The sequence below is a fragment of the Paenibacillus sp. FSL P2-0173 genome, assembly GCF_038008045.1.
In the GTDB taxonomy this organism is placed as follows: Bacteria; Bacillota; Bacilli; order Paenibacillales; family Paenibacillaceae; genus Paenibacillus; species Paenibacillus polymyxa_B.
Genome location: NZ_JBBOYK010000001.1, coordinates 953,676 through 975,972 on the forward strand (window position 1 = coordinate 953,676; position 22,297 = coordinate 975,972).

General features: G+C 45.4%; 18 protein-coding genes and 1 other annotated feature. Of the genes, 4 read left to right on the forward strand and 14 right to left on the reverse strand.

The window, feature by feature from the left end; all coding sequences use genetic code 11:
- Window positions 1–18 precede the first annotated feature (18 nt).
- From MKX30_RS04225 to MKX30_RS04245, 5 genes are all read right to left on the reverse strand, one after another.
- The gene (locus tag MKX30_RS04225; RefSeq protein ID WP_007431028.1) at window positions 19–309 is read right to left on the reverse strand and encodes a YlaN family protein; all 291 of its coding nucleotides are present in this window, start codon (window positions 307–309) and stop codon (window positions 19–21) included.
- A 141-nt stretch (window positions 310–450) separates the two neighbouring features.
- Complete coding sequence (locus MKX30_RS04230; RefSeq protein ID WP_013310915.1) at window positions 451–693, reverse strand: HPr family phosphocarrier protein; 243 nt, start codon at window positions 691–693, stop codon at window positions 451–453.
- 89 nt (window positions 694–782) lie between these two features.
- Complete coding sequence (locus MKX30_RS04235) at window positions 783–1,898, reverse strand: aminopeptidase (RefSeq protein ID WP_013310916.1); 1,116 nt, start codon at window positions 1,896–1,898, stop codon at window positions 783–785.
- Between the two features lie 76 nt (window positions 1,899–1,974).
- The gene (locus tag MKX30_RS04240) at window positions 1,975–2,826 is read right to left on the reverse strand and encodes a hypothetical protein (protein WP_176716837.1); all 852 of its coding nucleotides are present in this window, start codon (window positions 2,824–2,826) and stop codon (window positions 1,975–1,977) included.
- Between the two features lie 195 nt (window positions 2,827–3,021).
- Window positions 3,022–5,007 carry a sensor domain-containing diguanylate cyclase gene (locus tag MKX30_RS04245; protein ID WP_069080011.1) on the reverse strand — a complete coding sequence of 662 codons (1,986 nt, stop codon included), beginning with the start codon at window positions 5,005–5,007 and terminating at the stop codon, window positions 3,022–3,024.
- A gap of 436 nt (window positions 5,008–5,443) precedes the next feature.
- Here MKX30_RS04245 and rpsD point away from each other — a divergent pair, with 436 nt between their 5' ends.
- A complete protein-coding gene (gene rpsD, locus MKX30_RS04250) occupies window positions 5,444–6,043 on the forward strand; it encodes a 30S ribosomal protein S4 (protein ID WP_025723468.1) in 600 nt (199 codons plus the stop codon).
- A 79-nt stretch (window positions 6,044–6,122) separates the two neighbouring features.
- On the opposite strand, the gene MKX30_RS04255 is transcribed toward rpsD, so the two are convergent.
- Entirely contained in the window at window positions 6,123–6,992 is an 870-nt protein-coding gene (locus MKX30_RS04255; protein WP_069080012.1) for an AraC family transcriptional regulator, read from the reverse strand.
- 201 nt (window positions 6,993–7,193) lie between these two features.
- Entirely contained in the window at window positions 7,194–8,447 is a 1,254-nt protein-coding gene (gene tyrS, locus MKX30_RS04260) for a tyrosine--tRNA ligase (protein ID WP_013310921.1), read from the reverse strand.
- Window positions 8,448–8,513: 66 nt separating this feature from the next.
- Window positions 8,514–8,780: a binding site (T-box leader), on the reverse strand.
- A 135-nt stretch (window positions 8,781–8,915) separates the two neighbouring features.
- Between tyrS and MKX30_RS04265 the strand changes: the two genes are divergently transcribed.
- Window positions 8,916–11,939, forward strand: a complete 3,024-nt coding sequence (locus MKX30_RS04265) for a penicillin-binding protein 1A (protein WP_069080013.1) — start codon at window positions 8,916–8,918, stop codon at window positions 11,937–11,939.
- Between the two features lie 118 nt (window positions 11,940–12,057).
- Here MKX30_RS04265 and acsA read toward each other — a convergent pair whose 3' ends face one another.
- On the reverse strand, window positions 12,058–13,773 hold the full coding sequence (gene acsA, locus MKX30_RS04270) for an acetate--CoA ligase (RefSeq protein ID WP_028540545.1): 1,716 nt from the start codon (window positions 13,771–13,773) through the stop codon (window positions 12,058–12,060).
- 246 nt (window positions 13,774–14,019) lie between these two features.
- Between acsA and MKX30_RS04275 the strand changes: the two genes are divergently transcribed.
- Entirely contained in the window at window positions 14,020–14,652 is a 633-nt protein-coding gene (locus MKX30_RS04275; protein WP_069080014.1) for a GNAT family N-acetyltransferase, read from the forward strand.
- Between the two features lie 12 nt (window positions 14,653–14,664).
- Here MKX30_RS04275 and MKX30_RS04280 read toward each other — a convergent pair whose 3' ends face one another.
- The 4 genes from MKX30_RS04280 to MKX30_RS04295 all read right to left on the reverse strand — a co-directional run bounded on the left by MKX30_RS04280 (window position 14,665) and on the right by MKX30_RS04295 (window position 17,482).
- On the reverse strand, window positions 14,665–15,363 hold the full coding sequence (locus MKX30_RS04280) for a 5'-methylthioadenosine/adenosylhomocysteine nucleosidase (RefSeq protein WP_068941485.1): 699 nt from the start codon (window positions 15,361–15,363) through the stop codon (window positions 14,665–14,667).
- A gap of 114 nt (window positions 15,364–15,477) precedes the next feature.
- Window positions 15,478–16,485, reverse strand: a complete 1,008-nt coding sequence (gene ccpA / locus MKX30_RS04285) for a catabolite control protein A (protein ID WP_023989333.1) — start codon at window positions 16,483–16,485, stop codon at window positions 15,478–15,480.
- 107 nt (window positions 16,486–16,592) lie between these two features.
- On the reverse strand, window positions 16,593–16,934 hold the full coding sequence (ytxJ, locus tag MKX30_RS04290; RefSeq protein WP_013310927.1) for a bacillithiol system redox-active protein YtxJ: 342 nt from the start codon (window positions 16,932–16,934) through the stop codon (window positions 16,593–16,595).
- A 101-nt stretch (window positions 16,935–17,035) separates the two neighbouring features.
- Complete coding sequence (locus tag MKX30_RS04295) at window positions 17,036–17,482, reverse strand: hypothetical protein (protein ID WP_023989334.1); 447 nt, start codon at window positions 17,480–17,482, stop codon at window positions 17,036–17,038.
- Between the two features lie 338 nt (window positions 17,483–17,820).
- Between MKX30_RS04295 and MKX30_RS04300 the strand changes: the two genes are divergently transcribed.
- Window positions 17,821–18,357 carry a type 1 glutamine amidotransferase domain-containing protein gene (locus MKX30_RS04300; protein ID WP_023989335.1) on the forward strand — a complete coding sequence of 179 codons (537 nt, stop codon included), beginning with the start codon at window positions 17,821–17,823 and terminating at the stop codon, window positions 18,355–18,357.
- 186 nt (window positions 18,358–18,543) lie between these two features.
- On the opposite strand, the gene ptsP is transcribed toward MKX30_RS04300, so the two are convergent.
- Entirely contained in the window at window positions 18,544–20,289 is a 1,746-nt protein-coding gene (ptsP, locus tag MKX30_RS04305; protein ID WP_023989336.1) for a phosphoenolpyruvate--protein phosphotransferase, read from the reverse strand.
- Window positions 20,286–22,169 carry a glucose PTS transporter subunit IIA gene (locus tag MKX30_RS04310; RefSeq protein ID WP_023989337.1) on the reverse strand — a complete coding sequence of 628 codons (1,884 nt, stop codon included), beginning with the start codon at window positions 22,167–22,169 and terminating at the stop codon, window positions 20,286–20,288. Before MKX30_RS04310 ends, ptsP begins: the two co-directional genes overlap by 4 nt.
- Window positions 22,170–22,297: the final 128 nt, after the last annotated feature.

The following is a 22,297-nucleotide window of genomic DNA, read 5'->3' on the forward strand; positions in this document are numbered from 1 at the left end:
ATCAATTCAACCGTCTTCCTAATTGGCCTTATTATTCATGGCCTCATATAGAATAGCCAGATTGCGTTCCAGCTCACTGACCAGCTGTTTACCTACCATTTCCGGAAGAAGTCCAGCGCGAACCGCAAAATCCACTTCCTTGGAAAATCCGTACATCTGAGTATCCAGCACTTCCTCATAGAGAGGGCAATAACGGGTTGCCAGATTCTCCATCTGTACTTCAATAAGCTTCTTTATTTTATCTGCATCTTCCTGAAGCAGATTAATAGCCTTGATATTCAATTGTTCCTGCAAATCAGATGAAGTCATGGATTCTTCCCCCCTATGTCTCAATGTCGCACAAGACGTCCTATCCTTAATATTAGACCAAATTGCAGGCTAATACAAGAACCTGACAAAAAAAGCATCCCTACAGTTACAGGTAGGGATGCTTTTGCTTCAAGAATAAAGTTAGCTGGCTACTGAAATATGAAGTCCGTGCTTCTCGAACACCTCGATGATCGCTTTCTTAGCTTCCTCCGCATCTGGTCCATGAACGTGTAGTTCATAGCTATGGCTGCTGACTAGGGTCGTAAACAAGCCCAGTATACTTTTCACATCAATATACTTATTTTCGGAATGAAGGACGATGGAAGAGGTAAACTTGCTCGCCGTCTGTGCAATTTCAACAACAGCCGCGTTATTATTGGACATAGAGATCCCTCGCTTTACTGAATTGTCATGTATCGTTACTCATCCATAATAATACATTGAAATCGCTTTCTCAGCAAGAACGGATATCGTTATTTTAAATTTTCAGGGTTTAATGGCTCCAGCTCAGGCAGTACAAAGATGCCGTCTTTACGAATCAAAACATCGTCAAAATAAATTTCACCACCGCCGTATTCTGGACGCTGAATCAACACCAAATCCCAGTGGATGGATGAACGATTACCGTTATCCGCTGTTTCATAAGCTTGACCTGGTGTAAAATGCAAGCTGCCAGCGATTTTCTCGTCAAACAAAATATCCTTCATTGGATGTAAAATGTGCGGATTAAACCCGATGGCAAACTCGCCAATATAACGTGCTCCCTCGTCAGAATCAAGAATATCATTCAGCCGCTTCGTATCGTTACTCGTCGCTTCCACGATCTTACCATTTTCAAAACGGAATTTAACATTTTCAAAAGTAATACCATTATATAGGGTTTGTGCATTGTAGCTGATAGTTCCGTTAACGGAATCACGTACAGGTGCGCTGTATACTTCGCCATCCGGGATATTGCATTGACCTGAACACTTGATAGCTCCGATTTGTTTAATAGAGAAATTCAAATCCGTACCCGGTCCGCTGATCCGTACCTTGTCCGTCCGATTCATCAGGTCTGCCAATGCATCTTGAGCTTTGTCCATTTTTGCATAATCCAAATTACACACATCGAAATAAAAATCTTCGAATGCTTCTGTGCTGATATTCGCCAATTGAGCCATGCTGTCATTCGGATAACGCAGCACTACCCATTTGGTGTGTTTCACCCGTTGTTCGCTATGTACCGCATGCTGATAAATGGAATTATACATTTTCATTTTATCTTCCGGCACATCTGACAGATCATTTACATTTTCCCCTGCACGAATTCCGATGTAGCAGTGCATTTGCTTCATCCGGTTAAGGTCAATCTCAGCCCAGGTCTCCAGCATTTCCTTTGTCGCGTGACGAAGCATGGCGCTCTGTACCTTACGGTCTGTAAGTTGTACAAAAACATTTCCACCTTTTTTACCAACTTCATGAATGATGGCGTTAAGCAAGTCACGCTCTGTACCAATCATTTCGATCAATACATTTTCTCCAGGCTGCACCTCAACAGAGTAACCTACCAAATTTTCCGCCAGCTTAAGTATTCTAGGATCTTTCATGTAGTGTCTCTCCTTCTCTATTTCATTCTTTTTGAACAATGGTTAATTCAAAATTCATTGTATCACGCCCGCTCCGTTACTTGTAGTCCTCAAAAGTAACTCTGGTTATCAAAGCCTCTTGATGCAGCTCTTCATTCACTCCCTGTCGGGAAATCCTGCATTCCGATGAAAGCTTTAAGGGTAAACCTGTTTGGCGATCTATGGTCAGATGATACACAGTACGCACAATGGATTGCTCCAACTGGTTGCTCATATCCTCACAACTTTGTGACCATACTTGAGTCAGCTTCTTTTGCAGTTCTCGATTCGTTCCTGTATGCTGCGTTTTTAATATCCCGATTTGAGGGTTTAACGTATTCATTTCTTTTATTAAACGATCTTTCAACCAGCGCTTTGCCGAAGCAGATTCCGGTTCAATCCTCAACATCCAAGTTCCCCGGGCAGCTCCCGTTTCCATACGAATGCTCTTATTCAGTGTATTTAATTCCTCAAGCTCCTGAATCGGATTGAAGCGATTTAACATACCATTTCCACCCAGAGGGGGATAACCGGATGTCAGCGCAACCCATTTTCCACTCTGACGAAGAAAATGTTCTTGTGTAACATCATGCTTGGACTTACCTTGTTGCAGGGCTACGTAGCCACCTTGCTTACGAAAAGCTTCTGTAGAGCCCCAATGCATGATCAATTCATCGTGATTTCTTAGCCTACCGCGATATTCAAACTGCTTATTCGTTGGCAGACCACTGTCAGTTCTAATTGCAGTCCGTCCAGTAAACGTTACCATCTCTTTGCCAGCCATTCCTGCAACAGATCTCTTAAAAATCTGCTCAGGAGTATATTGTCGATCCAGTGCACAACCACTTAACACACCTATCACAAGGAACACACCACAAACCTGAATCACCCATTGCTTTCTCCAATGCATCCCATCATCCGTCCTATCCTGAACATAACTGTACTCATGAGCAATAATCCTGCTTCAAGGCAGTTATGCTACCTGGTTCACTTTATCGTGTTTTCCCTATAGTTCAAACATACACACGATAAAGCTACGTTTAGGATTACCTGTCTGCAATGGGTTATGCAAGACAAAAAGAGAACATTCCCTAAGAAATATTCTCTACACATTGGCTACATGATCAACAACTATTCGATTGCGTCCTTCATTTTTCGCTTCGTACAAGGCCATATCAGCCCCATAAAATAAAGATTCAATACTGATCTGCTCGTCCAGCCAGTTCCATTCAGCAATCCCGCAAGAAACAGTCACCTGAGGCTCGGTTTCATGCTGTACACGGTAACGTATTTTTTCTGCATATCCGAGCGCCTGCTGTACCCCCAGCTGCGGTAAATAAATGGCAAGCTCCTCGCCGCCCCATCTGGCACATACATCCTCATCGCGAGTCGCCGAACGAACGATATTGCTGACGCTTTTCAGAATTTCGTCACCCGTCTGATGCCCATACGTATCGTTCACCTGTTTGAATTGATCAATATCTACCAAAATAAGAGATCCACAGAAATCCTTTTCCTGATGTTGCTGAATGATTTGGTCCACATAATGACGTACATACAGACCTGTTAACATATCCATATTAGCCAAACGTCGCACCTCAGCGTGCAGCATAGCATTGGTTACCGCCAACCCGATATGAGGGGCTAGCATTTGCAGCATTTTGTAATTATCATAAGAGAAAAAGTGTGGAAGCTTGCTGGACAATAGTATAACCCCTCTAGGAGTACCGCTGGTCTTCATAGGTACAGCCATCAAAGACTGGGAGTCCGTCGCATCCATAAAATGAGAGGTTATCTTCCCATCCTTTCTATAGTCAGACACAATCACTGGTTCTCCTGTTTTGCGTATCAGTCCAGCAAATCCCTCTTCATGAGGGTAACTTTCTAATTTTAAGCTTTCCACATTACTCGACATGACCTTAAAACAGCTTCCATCCTGATCAAGCTGTACAATACAACAAAAGTCAGCCATGAACATTTTTAATAACTCCTGCACGGCAAATTCAAATATTTCATTTAACTTCAGGCTCTGATTCAAGCGCTGAACCAGTTCATTAATGAGACGCAATTCATGAATAAGTACATTAGACTGCTCAAGCAGCTTCGCATTTTCAAATGCAGTGCCAGCCGTATCCGCCATCATGGCAATCAGCTCTACATCCACTTTTTTCATACTATCCGCACCCGATGGAAGGATCATATGGAAAACACCGTATACACCCTGCTTGCCACGTAATGGGATGCCGATTTCAGTCATTTCATCTTGTGTACCGACAGGCTCATTCACAGCCATTTGCCCTTTCATAAATGCACGGACGCATACATCTTCGTCCCGTTCATGCAGCAGCAAAGGTTTGACCTGCGGATTGCGACTGTGTCGATCCTGACTCATATACAAGGTGATATCTACATGGGGAAACAAATAGGCGATGCTCCCGAATACCTCATCCAGCACGCCTTCCACGTCAATTTTGTCATGCATCCGTTTTACAATCTGAAATAAAATAGAACGGCGTCTACCTTCACGATCGCTTCGATTCTGCATCCCAAGGATATCTTCCATAAATATATACTCAAACTTCGAGTAAAAGCAGGATTTAAAATGTAAAGCAGCTGCTAACAATGTGTCCTGATTTGAGACAGAATGTTGAGCAGGCCGTGTAAAACGAAGAGCGGCAAAGGGCTCCCTCTTGTAATTACGGCATAGTATGGGAACCATATACACAAACGCAAGGCTTCCATCACGAAGTTTGCGCTGACTCACTTCCATCTCTCTAGATATGCAACAACGTTCGACCAAATCCAAATCCTCGTCATCATCTTCTTCCCTACCAGCAACACGAACACCTATAAAATTAAAAACACCAGTATATTCTTCGTTAATCCAGGATATACCATTGCTCTGCTGTAACCAACTCCGATATCCTTGGACAAGCAGCTGGTTAATATAGGGGAAATCATAGGGTGTCATATCCATGTTCTGGAGCCAGGCAAAAGACGTATATCCTTTATCATCAAACAGCGGAGCACCGCCAGCCTGGACTGTTTTACTGTCAAGCATTTGCTGATCCGTTGTTGAAAATTCCGACATATTAAGGCGCTCCTTCACAGCAAAATTAGCTGTACCAAGACAGCGGCTATACACCACTATAGCTCATAATATGATCTATTTTACTCTCAACTCTAGAAATTTGCATCCATTTTTCAGAAATTCGTCCCACTTTTTTAGTTCTTAAGCCCTATCGACAAATTCTGACGTTTTCATTCTTTTTCTTTTCTTGACATTGACCCACTCTTACATATAGTATATATTAATGAAAAAGACTGTACGGCAGAACTATCTACTGTGCGGATCTTAAATTTTGGGCGTAACAGTTTGTGTCACCCTCATCTTTTTTGTTGCTGACAGGACAGCGGCTGAACTTTTCTGTCAGTAGTGCGTCTTACCTTAATTGGTAGCGCCGAACAAATTGGAGCGCAAAGAGAGCCCCAACTCAAATTTTAATTATGAAGGAGTTAACTCTATAATGGCACGTTACACTGGTCCTAAATTTAAATTGAGCCGTCGTCTCGGTATTTCCCTGAGCGGCACAGGTAAAGAATTGAAACGCCCTTTCCCTCCGGGACAACATGGTGCAAACCAACGGAGAAAAATCAGCAACTACGGTATGCAGCTTCAAGAGAAACAAAAGCTGCGTCACATGTACGGCTTGGGTGAAAAACAATTCCGTACCCTGTTCAACAAAGCTCAACACATGCACGGTATCGCTGGTGAAAACTTTATGTTCTTGCTGGAAAGCCGCCTGGACAACCTTGTGTTCCGTCTTGGCTTTGCTAATTCCCGTGCAGGCGCACGTCAATTGGTAGCTCACGGTCACGTTACTGTGAACGGTAAAAAAGTTGACATCGCTTCTTACCAAGTAAGTCTTGGCGACGTGATCGGTCTTCGTGAAAGAAGTCGTTCCCTGTCTTCCATTAAAGAAGCTTTGGAAAACCGCAACCACTTGGCAGCTTACCTGGAGTACAATGACGCAGCTCTGGAAGGTAAATTCATTCGTTTGCCTGAGCGTGGCGAATTGTCCCAAGATATCGATGAAAAACAAATCGTCGAATTCTACAACCGCTAATCCTTGTATTAGCACCAAAAAGCACCCGAATTTATTCGGGTGCTTTTTTTATATTCCCTATGCATCGAGCCTGAGGGTTTTATTCAATGGGGATGTATACCTTCATACTCAAGTGATCTGGATAGGAGGAATTCATCACGTCCGTAATTTCAAAATCAGGCCCCTCCCTCCGTTCAAAATTAGAATTAGGAAGCCATGTGCCATAGATAAAGTCTCGTATATTCTGAACCCGTCCATCTGAACCCGAAGCGTCAAACTCAGCATACTTCCCTGCTGGAATCTCCATATATACGAAACCCTCTGCCAGTTCTTTTGACTCTTCTTCAACTGCCTCGCCCACCACAAATGAAAATGCACCGTTGTCTTCAAATCGACAGGCAACCCCATATGACATTCCCGGTGCAATTTTGTTCGGGATAAACATAAAATATTCATTTGCTCCAAAGTGCCCATAAAACCCTGGGATTTCTTTATAGTGCTGCTCATTATTCAGATTTGTTTTATATTCATATCCTACAATTTTAACTGTTTCGAGCTGCAATATCACCGGCTTATTCACATCCAAATCCCCTATCGTATTTTTTTGGTAATCCAGAAAATTGATTTTACTTTGCGCAGGAAACTCGATATCACCGTTACGATACTTCCCAGGGGTGATCCCAAAATTCTTTTCAAAAGCGCGGGTAAAAGCTTCTTGTGAGTTGTACTGATACTCAATAGCAATGTCCAACACTTTTTGATTGGATTGTTTTAGCTGTTCAGCCGCCTCGGACAATCTTCTCCTTCTTATATATTGTTGAACCGTAAAACCCGAAATGGCCTGAAAAACCCGTTGGAAATGAAAAGCTGAAAAACAGGCCTGTGAAGCAATCTCGGCAATTTTTAAATCCTCCCGGAGATTCAATTCAATAAACTCAATCGCACACTGAATTCGTTTAAAATAGTCCATATAATCCTTCCCCGCACTTGTAATTGTTTTGGTTATCTATCCTACACCCAAATTGTGCAACCCACGTTTTCATTATGTATAACTCTTTACCTACATGTTTGATTATTTGTGCTAAGTTTACCATGACTTTTCACTTGTCAGAAATAAAAAAGCAGCGCTGAGATCGATACAATCTCAGCGCTGCTTTTGAAAATATTTTCATTATCCAAGCTTGATTTTAGCAAATTTCCGTTTACCTACCTGCACAATGTCGCCTTCCTTCGGCGTGTATGCTTCGTTCACATCGGTCCATTTCTCTTCGTTAATTTTGACCGAACCCTGCTGAATACTGCGCTTGGCTTCACCATTAGATGCTGCAAAGCCCAGATGAGTCAGCAACTGGATTACACGAATGCCACCTTCTTCTAACTGATCAGCCGTCAAGGTGAACTCTTCAATATCGTCAGGCAGCGCACGTTGCTGGAATACGGTCACAAAATGCTGCTTTGCTGCTTCCTCTGCTTCTTCACCGTGGTACATGCGCACTAACGTTCCAGCCAGCTTCATTTTGGCATCACGTGGATGTACTGAGCCGTCCTTAACACCTTTCGCCAGCTCTGCCAGCTCCTCGTTGTTGATATCCGTTGCAAGCTCAAAATATTTCAGCATCAGCTCGTCAGGAACGGACATGGATTTCCCGTATATTTCGTTCGGCTCCTCATCAACACCAATGTAGTTCCCCAAACTTTTGCTCATCTTCTGGACGCCATCCAGCCCTTCAAGCAATGGTAATGTAATAGTAGCCTGCGGCTCAACTCCGTATTCTTTTTGCAGGGTTCTGCCCATCAGCAGATTAAACTTCTGATCCGTCCCCCCCAATTCAATATCGCTTTGGAGAGCCACGGAATCCATGCCCTGCATCAGCGGGTAAAAGAACTCATGGATGCTGATCGGCAATCCGTTTTGGTACCTTTTTGTAAAATCATCTCGTTCCAACATACGGGCAACCGTTACTTTGGCCGACAGGGTTACTACATCAGCAAAAGACATTGGCCCTAACCATTCGGAATTGTAGAATACCTTTGTTTTTTCAGGATCGAGAATTTTAAAAATTTGTTCCTTGTACGTTTGTGCATTACGCTGTACATCTTCCTCAGTCAGTTGCTTACGAGTCTCCGATTTACCTGTCGGATCACCAATTCTGCCTGTAAAATCTCCGATAATCAGTTGCACTTGATGGCCTAATTCCTGGAACTGGCGCAGTTTGTGCATAACAACCGTATGTCCGATGTGAATGTCGGGCGCAGATGGATCAAGACCCAGCTTAATTTTGAGCGGCTCGCCGCTAACGACCGATTTGATTACCTTACGCTTCAGCTCATCCTCCGGTACAATTTCCGCCACACCCCGCTGTATCACCTCTAGCTGTCGCTCGACCTCTACCTGTTGCTCCGGCTTCAATTCTTCCCACTTCATCCTGTATACCTCCTATTTTTCATCCAAAATATTACATATTAGACAAACCAAAAAGCCCCTTTCATCCCAAGGGACGAGAAGGAGCTACTCGCGTTACCACCCTAATTAAAGAAACGCATGTCAAAGACAGACATTTCTTTCACTTCATTCCTATAACGGGCCTACACCCGGTACTGGATTACTATGGTAGCTTCGCAAACCTGCAAATGCTTTCCATTCATCCAGACAGCTCCAGACGGTAATTCAAAGGAGGGACGCTACCGATTCACACCACCCATCGGCTCTCTGTACAACGTGAATCCGCCTTCTACTGAAGTCTTTCTCTGCTTTTCACGATATTTACTTTGACCTATTTATAACACACTGCTTTTATGTAGTCAACGACACCAAAAGACAGGCTTTTTAGCATATGGGTTCATTTTGTAATTTTATGCTATAATAATGGCTGTTATAAAGGAGGAAGACTTAATGGTTGAAGAAAAAAACAATGTATCAGCGCCAAAGCCTTCCCGCTTGAGGACAACCATGCGAAGGCTCGGCCGTGTCATAAAGTGGGTCATCATCATCGGTTTTATGGGGGCACTATTTGCAGGGGGGGCCGCCGCTGGATATGTCGCTTCTATTGTAAAAAGCGAACCCGTGCGTTCCAGATCCATGATCCTACAGGAAGTAGATAAGAATGCAATTACAGGCTTCGCTTATTTCAATGATGGCTCTCCCATCGGACAACTTCGGACAGAAGAAGATCGAAGACCTGTCACGTTTAAGGAGATTCCACAACTCGTCATTGACGCAGTCATTGCCATTGAAGATAATCATTTTTATGAGCATAAAGGTGTCGATTTGTCGGGAACGCTGCGTGCTGTGAAGCAAAAGGCGCTGCATGAATCCGTACAAACCGGGGGGAGTACCCTCACCCAGCAGCTTGCGCGTCGTGTCTTTCTAAATCTCGATCGCACGGATGACCGCAAGGTCAAAGAAATTTTGCTGTCTCTGCGCCTTGAGCGCTTCCTGAGCAAGCAGCAAATTATTACGGCCTATCTCAATAAAGTACCTTTTGGTAACGGTTCAAGCGGTTACAACGTCTTTGGCATTAAAGCAGCGGCCAAAGGTATTTTTAATGAGAATGATCTGAACGAGATTAATGTAGCCCAGGCCGCCTATCTGGCAGGTTTGCCACAGCTTCCTTCTTCTTATTCTGCTTACAACGGTAAGGGCGAGTTTAATGAAGCTGGCTTTAAAAGAGCCATCAACCGCCAGCACCTGGTGCTCAGTCGAATGCTGGAGGAGAACAAAATCAATAAAGCACAGTATGATGAAGCGATGGCTTTTGATATCAAAAAATCTCTCGCACCACGCACTGTTAAAGCTTATAACACCTATCCATACCTTATGATGGAAACAGAACGACAGGCTGCGCAGGCACTCATGTCTGTCACCAATCCGGGTCAAGCAGCTAATGCCAGTGCAGATGCCAAGACCAAGGACGATAACGATTTACTCAAAGAAGCTGAACAGCAGCTTCGCACAGGCGGTTATATGGTGTACACCACCATTGATAAGAGCGTCTACAAATCTATGCGTCAAATTGCAGAAAATAAAAACAACTTCTCTGCCACTAGTAAAACCAAGGGTGACGAACAAGCAGCGGCTATTCTGATTCAGCATAAAACAGGCGCCATTCTTGGAATGATGGAAGGTCGGGACTTCCAAAAGGAGCAGATGAATTATGCCACGCAGATGGTACGTCAGCCAGGTTCGGCAATGAAACCGATTGCTGCCTATCTCCCTGCATTGGACAGCGGTCTTGTGCAGCCTGGTAGTATCGTGGATGATGCCCCTATTATTTTGAAAGATGGCAGTAATGGATATCACATTCCGAAAAATGCTAACAACCGCTATCAAGGATTGGTTACGGCGCGTTATGCACTGAATCAATCGCTAAATACGATAGCACTCAAGCTGTTTAACGAAAAAGTAGGGATTAGCAACGCTTGGGCTTTTGCTAAAAAACTGGGTATCACCACCTTGGAATCCAGTGATAACAACGCTCAAACGGGTGTACTTGGCGGCTTGGCCCATGGGGTGACTGTCGAGGAACTCACGAATGCATATGGAGCCATTCCAAATGGCGGTGTGTTTAATGACGCCTATATGATCGAAAAGATTGTGGATTCGCAAGGCAATATTGTATATAAGCATCAGGCTAATCCTGTGCAGGCCTTCTCACCGCAAACCGCCTACCTGATGACGGATATGTTGCGTACAGCCGTGTCGGAAGGCACAGGCAGACTGGTGAAGCGGAACTTTGATCAATCCGGCAAGATTCCGATTGCCGGCAAGACAGGCACTACGCAATCCTACACTGATGTTTGGTTCGAGGGCTTTACGCCTGACGTCACGCTGGGTGTATGGGTTGGTTACAAGCAACCTGTCAATAAGCTTGAAACGAAAGTCCAAAAAGAGCGGGCTCGTCGCTTATGGGCTCTAATCATGAATGAAGTAACAGCTAAAGATGCCCAGCTGTTCCAAACGGACAGCTTCAAGAGACCTGACGGCATTGTAAGCCGCACAGCATCCGCGTATGGTTCGGACATTTATAACAGTAAGTATCCACCTAAAAACAGTGAAAATGGTGTGAGCCGTGCGAAATATATTACCTACCAAGGTGTGAATTATATTCCACGCGATGGTACACCGGATGATATGTTATATGAACGGACCGTTAGAAAACGGGAAAAGCCCATCTCAGAATTGATTAAAGAGCTTCAGCAAGCCTTCAAGGTGATGAGACGACATAATTCGTTGTCCTACTATCTGCCTCAGGATGCAGATAAGGAAGCTCCTACTCAGATTGATCCACGCAAGGACGATGGAGCAGCCCCTAACGCTCCATCTAGCGTCAACGTAAGCTATAGTGACGGCAAAGCCATAATCAGCTTTAGCCCAAGCGGAAACAGCGACGTCGTAGGATACCGTCTGTATCGTTCTACAGATGGGGGCAGCTTCCAACGGCTTGGCAAGGTTGTTATGGCTGACGGCTCCAAGGTGTTCTCTGACAGCCCTGGGGGCAGCAGCTCCAGCTACTACGTGACCGCCGTTGATGTAGGCGGCCATGAGTCTGGGCCAAGCACGAAAGCAAGCGCAGCACCTGTGGTGCCACCTGCAGATTCTGAGTCTCCAGACGTTCCGGGCGAGGGAGATGGAACAGGTGCACAGCCTACAGAGGTTCCTACTGCCCCTGGACAGCCTCAAGCTAAAGCCGCTGGCTCATCCGTAGCGCTCCAATGGAGCGCAGGTAAGTCTGCGGACGCTATTACAGGCTATAACGTGTATTACAGCGAAAGCGGTGCGGAGCCTTTTACAAACATAGGCTCTACCGCATCTCCCAGCTTTGAATATAAGTCGGGGAAAAAGCCAAAAGGCTGGTTTCGTGTCACTTCCATGAATGCCATGGGGGAATCGGCTCCTTCCGGAGCCGTCCGTCCATAACAGAAGACAAAGCAGAAAGTGATAGGGTGAATATGAGATTCACCCTATCAAAAAGGGAGTCCCCTTAGCCATTAAGGCTTTGGAGACTCCCTTTTTTAATTCTAATATGCACAGCACTTCAATCCTCTATGGTAGATAAGTCACCTGTAGGAAGGTTAAGCTCCCAGGCTTTCAACACGCGTCTCATAATTTTACCGGAACGGGTTTTGGGTAGCTTTTCCTTAAACTCAATTTCGCGTGGAGCAGCATGAGCAGACAGCCCTTCCTTAACGAAGCGATAGATGTCCTGCTGTAAAGCTTCAGACGGTGCATAGCCTTCACGCAGTGCAACAAAAGCCTTGATAATCTCTCCCCGCACGGTATCTGGTTTTCCAATGACTCCGGCTTCCGCTACTGCAGGATGCTCCAGAAGCTTGCTCTCCACCTCAAAAGGGCCAATTCGCTCCCCGGAGGAGTTAATGACATCATCAATCCTACCCTGAAACCAGAAATATCCGTCCTCATCCATGTAAGCTGAATCACCCGATACATACCAACCGGGAAAGCGGAAATATTCCTGAAACTTGTTCGGATTGTTCCATATACGATTCATCATGGATGGCCATGGTGTACGGATCGCCAAGTGGCCCATCCGGTCAGGAGGCAACACCTGCCCTCTGTCGTCCAAAATAGCAGCCTGAATACCTGGGAGTGGCTTTCCCATCGAACCCGGCTTAATTGGCAGCTCAGGGTAATTACAGATCAACTGTGCTCCTGTTTCCGTCATCCACCAAGTATCATGAATGCGCTGTGTATACACTTGCCATCCCCATCGCACCACTTCTGGATTCAACGGTTCCCCAACGGATAATACATGCCGCAGACTGCTAAGATCATATTTGGAAACAACCTGCTCCCCTGCGCTCATCAGCATCCGAAACGCTGTAGGAGCACTATACCATATGGTCACTTCGTGACGCTCAATCGTGCGGTACCAGTCTTCCGGGCTGAAACGCCCCCCACGAATGACATTCGTCGCTCCATTTAGCCATGGAGCAAAAATACCGTATGATGTTCCCGTGACCCAGCCAGGATCAGCAGTACACCAATACACATCATCTTCCCGCAAATCCAGCACCATTTTGCCAGTATAGTAATGCTGAATCATCGCATTTTGCACATGATACACGCCTTTGGGCTTGCCTGTTGAGCCTGATGTATAGTGAATAATTAATCCATCTTCACGATTCAACCATTCTGGCTCAAGTTCCTCTGAGGACATAAGCATTTCTGTCTCGAAATCGATAATCCCCTGCTCGCGTGCATCCATATCACCAACCACAAAAATATGTCGCAGCTCAGGAAGCTCCTCACGTTTTACCCGTGACAGAAGCGCAGGTGTGGTCACTAATGCCACCGCCCCACTATCCTCCAATCGATCCTTAACCGCAGTTTCCATAAACGCCTCAAACAATGGACCGACAACAGCTCCTACCTTTAGAACACCAAGTAAACTAATAACCAGCTCGGGTGAACGTGGCATGAAAATAAACACCCGCTCCCCTTTACCAATACCGTATTTCCGCAGCACATTTCCGAACCTGTTAGAACTAGCACGAAGCTGAGAGAAGGTGTAGGTTTCGTGACGGTTTGCGTCACAATACAATAGTGCCGCTTTCTCACCTCGTCCTTCCTGTACATGTCGATCAATGGCTTCATGTGCCATATTGACCTTGCCTGTTTCATACCACGTAAAATGACGCTCTGCATCCTCCCACTGAAAGTTGTTGTAAGCTTGTTCATACGGGCCCATGTTGGATGTGGGAACTACAGTCTGGAGTTCTTCAATCTTCATGCGTTAAGCCTCCTCACAATGGATTAATGAGAATCACACAGAACAAGATAACGCTTACAAAATCAATAAAGCAGATGAAGTCCTTTGGTGTACTGGTTGATTTAAGCACTTAATTGTGAACATTTTATGTCTAAAACAGTATATCATAGGTCAGGATGTGACGACCATCCTTTTCATTTAATTGTTTTTTTGCTATAAGTAGGGGATATGAGGAACGAGCTCATGGCGAACAAGGAGGGCGTACACATGCAGCATTTAAAACTGTACCACTTGGACACGCTGGATCATAACGGACAAACAATCTATGTAGAAGGCCCCGTATCCGCGGATCAACTGCGTTCATTTCAAATGCACAAGCAATTAGATGCCTTTCGCAAACCAAAGGAACAGTTCGACGCGTTGGTGGATATTTCAGAACTGCCTGAAGGCAGAATTATCATTGCCCACAACGGGGAAACCCTTCTGGGATATGTTACTTTTCATTACCCAGATGAGATGGAGCGCTGGTCGGAAGCTGGCATGAAGGATTTACTGGAACTTGGAGCTGTTGAGGTAGCCGATGACTATCGTGGTCTGGGCCTGGGTAGCCGAATGATTCGGATTGCCTTTGAGGACAGACAACTTGAATCCTATATTATTTTTACCACCGAATACTATTGGCATTGGGATTTAAAAGGCAGCGGTCTCTCCGTATGGGAATACCGCCGCATGATGGAACGTCTGATGAAAACTGTAGATATGGTTTGGTACGCCACGGATGATCCTGAAATATGCTCACATCCTGCCAACTGTCTGATGGTACGAATGGGAACGGATGTGCCCCTCGCATCACAGGAGCAGTTTGACCATATCCGGTTTGTCCGAAGATTCATGTATTAAAAAATTATACCCTTATCCCAAATGCTTGAGCATGAACTCCACAATACGATGCGAACGATGTGAAGCCTCTACCGTAAATTCAGCATAATTAACGTGAGCCGATCCATCAGCCTTATCTGACATAGATCGTAGGACAACATAAGGCACAGCGTTCATATGAGCTGTCTGAGCCACAGCTGCACCCTCCATTTCGGTACAAGCACCGTCCATTTCCTGATGCAATGCAGTCACTAACTCACGATTTGCAACAAATTGATCGCCAGAAAGTACCTTGCCGACAATATACCGATCGCCAAACGATTTGCAGGCTTGCTCAGCTAGACTTGCAAGCTCGGGATCAGCCACAAACTCTGAGGTGTCCTGATAAGGAATGACCCCTCTGGCATAACCCAAAGGCGTTACATCCATATCATGCTGCATACATGTTGATGAGATGACAATATCCCCAATGTTTAAATCGGGATGAACTGCCCCTGCCACTCCCGTAAATATAATCTGTTCTACACCAAAATGATCAATCAGGATTTGTGTTGTTACCGCAGCATTAACCTTGCCTACACCGGATTTGCAGACAACGACTCTTTGTCCGTGAATGATTCCTGTAGTGTACGTGATTCCAGCCTTGACCGTCTTGCTCGCTTCCGTCATCGCTGCCAGCAGCAATTCAATTTCTTCATCCATAGCACCCATTAATCCGTAAAGTCGGCTCATTACGCATCCCTCTATTCTTGGTTTGATGATGATGTCCATAAGAAGCTTTATATCCGCGAAAAAAGCTCCATCAAAGGAGCTTTCATCGAAGGTATATCCTATTCAGCACTGCATCTAGTCTAAATAATTAACTGACAACCGCAAAATAGTTTCATGCGGCAAAATAACGCGAGGGTTCTCCACGTTTTCCTTTTTCATCAGCTTGGTCAGCAAACGCATCGCTACCGCACCCAAATCGTACATCGGTTGCGCGACGGTTGTCAGCTGAGGACGAACCATAGAGGCCATACGAATATTGTCAACACTGATTACCGAAAAATCATCAGGAACTTTCAATCCCTCATCCTGAATACTGTGGATCGCACCAATTGCCATTTCATCCGTAGCAGCAAAAATCGCACTTGGCTTCTTCTTCAGGCCGAGAAAATATTTCATTGCTTCGACACCGGATTCATAACGGTAGTTCCCGATTCGCACGAGATCCTCCTGATAATCAATTCCGGCTGTTTCCAGTGCTCTCTTGTAACCTTGGAAACGTGCATAGCCGTTTGCAGGGTCTTGAAGCGTACCACTGATCATTGCGATTTGACGGTGTCCATGGCGGATCAACGTGTTTACTGCATCAAAAGCAGCGGCTTCATGGTCGATATCGACCGAAGGATAGCTTCCTTTTTCATCACTCGTTGCACATAGAACGATAGGGACCGCAGCTGTATGGAACGCCTGAATATGCTCGTCCGTTACTGTACCACCCATGAACAGAAGACCATCCACTTGCTTTTCAAGCAATGTGTTGATGACACGAATCTCTTTTTCTTTTCGCTTGTCGGCATTACACAAAATAATATTATAGTGATACATATTCGCTATATCCTCAATACCGCGCGCAATTTCTGCAAAAATTGAGTTCGATATATCGGGTATAACCACGCCGACGGTCGTTGTCTTCTTGCTGGCCAGACCTCTAGCGACCGCATTTGGGCGATATCCCAATTGTTCAATCGCTTCGTACACTTTCTTGCGGGTCTGAGGTTTCACATTAGGATTATTGTTAACTACGCGGGACACTGTGGCCATTGAGACACCAGCTTCGCGAGCTACATCATAGATCGTTACCGTCACATTCCTTCTCTCCATTGCCAATAAATTTTCAACCGAATCCTAGATCAACTAATTAGAACCATGATACGACAAAATACTACTTTATGCAACGACAGCACACATTCTATCTATGTGAGATGATCGTGGAGTGCACGGGCTGTAATATTCGAATGGGATGTATGCCAAACAGCCTCTCCGCCCTTGATTAAAATGGCCTGCGGGGATTCATGCTTCACCTGAAGCCTGTCCGCGGTTTCATTGGACACCGGCCGATCTTCTACTACATAAATGATACCGTATTCAATATTTTCGTTGGGAGCGCCATGCAAATAGGACTCCACTTCCTGATATGCGCCTGCACTTATCGGACAACGTGTGCTATGTTTAAAGAGAAGCAACGGCTTGTCTGATGACGCTTCCAGAGCCGTATTTAATTGTTGAACAGTAGTCATTTTTGTCATCGTCGCCATTGGATATACATTCCTTTCTGTGTCTTGTCGTATGGCCTATTCACATCGTAACAAAAAGAACATGTAAAATCCAATGGTGACCATGAAAATTTTCATATTTTTTAGTTTTTTGTATTCGTAAATACCGATTCACTGGTAAAACCGGATAATTGAACCAATTTTTTCTCTACATCATTCATCCAATCTTCGTCTCCCAGACTTCTCGCATAGCGATAAAGATCCAGTAAGAGATTAATTCGAAGCTCCATGCGCTCCTCCAAAGCAGATTGCCAATCCACATTGGGATTGTCCGCTTCCTCCAATACAAGCTTGCGAATTATTTCTGCCAGTTCATTGTTGCGAGCAAAAGATATTCTCCGTGCCGTAGGTTTGCTCCCTAGACTTTGTAATAGTGCCTTAATGTCCTTCGTCACATGCTGCAAAACCTCACTGGAAAAGCATGACGAGCATGAGAATACAGGGACGTGCAAAATTTCAACCTTGCCCGCATAGATTACCTTTCGCAGTTCCAGTCCCATCGGTTTGCCACATTGACATTGCTTCTGCATTTAACCACCTCATTACGTAGGATCAAACTATACGAGGATCTCATCAGAATCCAAATATATCTATCTACTAGTCTAATAAATAATTGTTAACTCCATTAAATCTATCATACCTTGTTTTATTTCGACTTTGGGACCTCAAATCCTTCCACAGATTGCAGCTATGAACAAATTACCAAAGCTTTGGCGGGTCAGAAAATGACGACAATTGCTGTCAAAGAGCAGACTGCTAACATAAGAATCTGCGAAGGAATGGACTTCGAGCGTTCTTTTTCTTAAGATGTAAAAGTACAGATTACAAAACAGAGGTGTCATCATGTGACGCACGAAAGGATGGTTGGATGTCAAGACTTGCCGGAAAAAAGGTTATCGCCCTGGTGGATGAGGAATTCGAGGATCTGGAGCTGTGGTATCCGATTTACCGTGTTCGTGAAGAAGGCGCAGAAGTGCATTTAGCCGGTGCGGAAAAAGGTAAAAAATATATTGGAAAATATGGCGTACCTGCTGAAGCGGAATATGCCTTTGAGGAACTGAATAGCAGTGATTATGACGGGATTCTCGTCCCTGGCGGTTGGGCACCTGATAAACTGCGCCGCTATCCCAAGGTAATTCAACTCGTACAGGAGTTTCATGCTGCTCATAAGCCGATTGGACAAATCTGCCATGCAGGCTGGGTACTGATTTCTGCTAAAATTTTGGATGGTGTTACGGTAACCTCCACACCAGGTATTCGTGATGATATGGAGAATGCAGGAGCTATTTGGAAGGATGAGGCAGTTGTGACGGACGGACATATTGTATCTGCTCGTCGGCCGCCTGATCTTCCACCTTACGGAAAAGCGTTCTGCGATTTGTTAGCAGATAACACCCGGAAATAAGAGATTAAGTTAATTTTCCGTAATCTCAAGAGGCTGTCAACAAGATGAAAAAAAGAACCTTCAAAACCATGAATAAGTGGTTTTGAAGGTTCTTTTTCGTCCAAGCCGTGCTACGCCTTAAGGTTTGCTACGACAAGCTCAACAATACGGGGTGTTGGCTGTGCAAAGCTTTGCGGACATTATATATTACTGCCGTCCAGGCCCGGCCGGAGTGCAGCTGACATTAGCTGCAGTCAGCTTGTCTTCGATCGCTGCACCAGTGGACATGCCAAAGCAAACCTGAGCGACTGTCGTTGCCTCAGATGCAGTCGTATTCAGCACACGATGCTTGACCCGCAACAAAGATTGGGGAGACATGCTGAGTTGATGTATCCCCAGTTCCAGCCAAAGAGGAACGGAACGTTCATCTCCAGCCATCTCACCACATACACTCACATCAATTCCTGCTTGATGTGCCGCTTGTGCAGTCATGCGCAGCATTCGAAGTACAGCTGGATGGTATGGATGGTACATATGTGCAATCTGCTCATTCATACGGTCTACAGCCAGCACATACTGAACCAGATCATTCGTTCCGATACTAAAAAAATCTGTTTCAGCTGCCAATAGATCAGCGATCATCGCTGCAGCCGGTACCTCAATCATAATTCCTCGCTGAATGTTTGGATTATAGGCAAGCCCTCTTGCATCCAAATCCGCCATAGCCTCCTTCAAAAGAGCATCTGCCTGGCGGACCTCCTCCACGGATGAGATCATCGGATACATTACCTTGATATTTCCCGTTGCACTGGCTCTTAAAATTGCAGTCAACTGGGTTTTAAACAATTCCTTCCAATCCAGACTGATCCGTATAGCACGGTAACCTAGAAAAGGATTTTCTTCCTCTGGTAGTTGAAGATAGTCCAACGGCTTATCTCCACCGATATCCAATGTACGGATGACTACAGAGTGGTTTCCTGCCTTTTCCGCTATCAGCCGATATACTTCATACTGCTCCTCTTCATCTGGAGCAGATTTGCGATCCATGTATAAAAACTCCGTGCGGAACAGTCCCACACCTTGAGCGCCATGCTTCAAAGCTGCCTCCAGCTCTTTAATCGAACTAATATTGGCCGCCAGCCTCAGGGTGGTTCCATCCTTGGTCACGGCATCTACAGAAGCAAGTACCTGAAGCTGCTCTTTTCTGCGTCGCTGCTCGTCACGCAAAATTTTATAATGATCAGTTACCGTTTTTTCCGGATTCACATAAACTTTGCCCAGGTCTCCGTCCACAACCATCATATCTCCCGTTTGAACGGGCAAATTCAGATTGCTCTCCAGTCCTGAAACGAGTGGAATACCAAGTGCGCGGGCCATGATCGCAGAATGTGATGTTTTACCACCATTCATAGTTACAATCCCTAAAACATAGCTAGGATTCAAGTGTGCCGATTGGGAGGGTGAGAGCTCCTTGGCTACCAGAATATAGGGCTGTGTATCCTTGGGAAGAGTCACTTCCGGTGCACCCAGCAAATGCTTGAGCAGCCGGTTTCCCACATCTTTGATATCAATTGCCCGCTCCTTCATATATTCATCATCCAGTAAATCAAACATTGTTACAAAATGATCAATGGCTTCCTTCACGGCCACCTCGGCCGCCTTATACTGACGCTCAATAATTCCGCGAATTTCATTCATGAATTCTGGATCTTCCAATATCGCAAGATGAGCATCAAAAATGCTGGATTCCTCCGGCCCCACCATCTCTCGAAACTCATCCTTAATAAACTGGATCTCACTTTTGGATGTGCGTATCCCTTCATACAACCGTTCAAATTCCTTTGCAAGATCTACCGCATCCATTTTTTGATCAGGTAAATCCCACTCCCAGCTCGGCAGGACAAATGCCTTCCCGATTGCCACACCTGCTGCGGCGCCGATGCCTTCTATCATGTTTCTACCCCTCCAACATTCCTGTCATGCAGCACAACGGACATTACCGAGGCCTGACCTTTTTTCACTGTTTTAAACGGAGCAAAGCTCCACGACTTGACGCGATCCGGATTCGTGATGACCATAGGAGTCACCAGCGATGGAGCTTGCTCGCGCAGCGCCTGCAAATCAAATTTGATCAGCAATTGCCCCGGTTCCACCGTATCGCCTGCTTCTACCATAGCAGTAAAATTTCCTTTTAGCTGTGAAGTATCAATCCCTATGTGGAGCAGAACCTCAAGTCCCTCTCGTGTGGAGATGCCTAAAGCGTGCATAGTCGGATACAAGTGCATCACAGTACCATACACTGGAGACACAAGTTCACCACGTTCAGGAACAAAAGCAACACCGTCCCCGACCAGCTTCGTCGCAAAAATTTTGTCAGGCACTTCATGAATCGGGAGCATTTTTCCATGTACAGGAGCGTTGAACAAAATTTGAGGGAGATCACGCTCCATCAGCTTCGCGATTTCCTCACGAATCAGTTCTGAATACGTTCCGAATACAACCTGCAAATTACCTCCACCCAGATTGATAAGCCCGGCCGATCCCAAAGCCTTCATCGCTCCGGTATCGATCAGTCTGTCATTGTGGACGGTCAGCCGCAAACGTGTGATGCAGGCCTCCACCTGCACAATATTTTCCTTCCCGCCAAGTGCTTCCAAAATAAGCGGAGCACTATAAGGAATATTGCCGGCCCAATCCTCCAGAACCGAACCTTCCTCGCGCCCAGGAGTTGGAATACGGAACCGCCGGATAGCCCATCGAAACAGTACATAATACACAAGCCCATACGCCACTCCCACTGGAATTAACAACCAGGCGTTATGTGAGAGATGAAAATTAAGGACATAATCTATAAAACCCGCCGAATAGGAAAATCCGTGATGAATATCCAGCTCAAAGGTAAGCCACATGGCCAGCCCAGACATAACCGCATGAACGAGGAACAAATAAGGTGCTGCAAACAAAAAGGCGAACTCGATCTGTTCCGACACTCCGGTAAAAAAGCAGACAAGCGCAGCCGTCAAAAATGTTTTTTGCACCTTTGGCTTCAAATCTTCACGTGCTTCCTGAATGATCGCCAGCGCAATGGCAGGGATCGCAAACATCATAATGGGGAACAACCCGGACATGAAATAGCCCGCTGTCGGATCGCCAGCAAAAAACCGGGGTAAATCTCCCTGCACAACGTTGCCAGACGGCGTTTTATATGTACCCAGTTGAAACCAAAAAATATTATTAAGCAGATGGTGCAGACCAAAGGCCGCCAGCAACCGATATAGAATACCGTAGATAAACAGTCCAAAGCCGCCCAAGCTCGATTCCAGACCTACTATAAATTGCAGCCCTCTCTGTATGAGTGGGGCAATAATTAGCATGAGTCCTGCAAACACAGCCGAGAAGAGGCCAATAAGCAGCAGAACAAATCGGGTACCCCCAAAAAACTGAAGCACCTCGGGCAATTTGATGCTTTTGAAGCGATTATAAGCCACCCCTGAAATGACCCCCAAAATGATACCAATGAGCGTCGCCGGTTGAATGAGTCCGTTTCCAAATCTCAATGTGACCTGATCATATATAGCCATACCAGCTAATGCTGCCAGTCCCGCCTGACCTGCCTGATTCGACATCCCCAGTGCAACACCAACCGCAAATAAATATGGCAAAAAATAAAAAATCCCATGTCCCGCCGCATTTGCCATATCAGACACCATAGGGAATCCCCATGTGGACCAAGGAAGGCTGCCGAGACTTAGCAATATTGCAGCGGCTGGTAGCACCATCGTCGGGAGCATGACAGCACGACCGAGCTGTTGTAAGGATCCGAGCCAATTCATGGCATTCCTCTCCTTTCTATCCCTGATGGTAAGCCGAATAAATACTTTTGTCAAAGCAATGATTCCATCTGCCAAAATATTTATTTACACTTCTACAGGTCAAAAAACTTTATCACCACAACAGATAA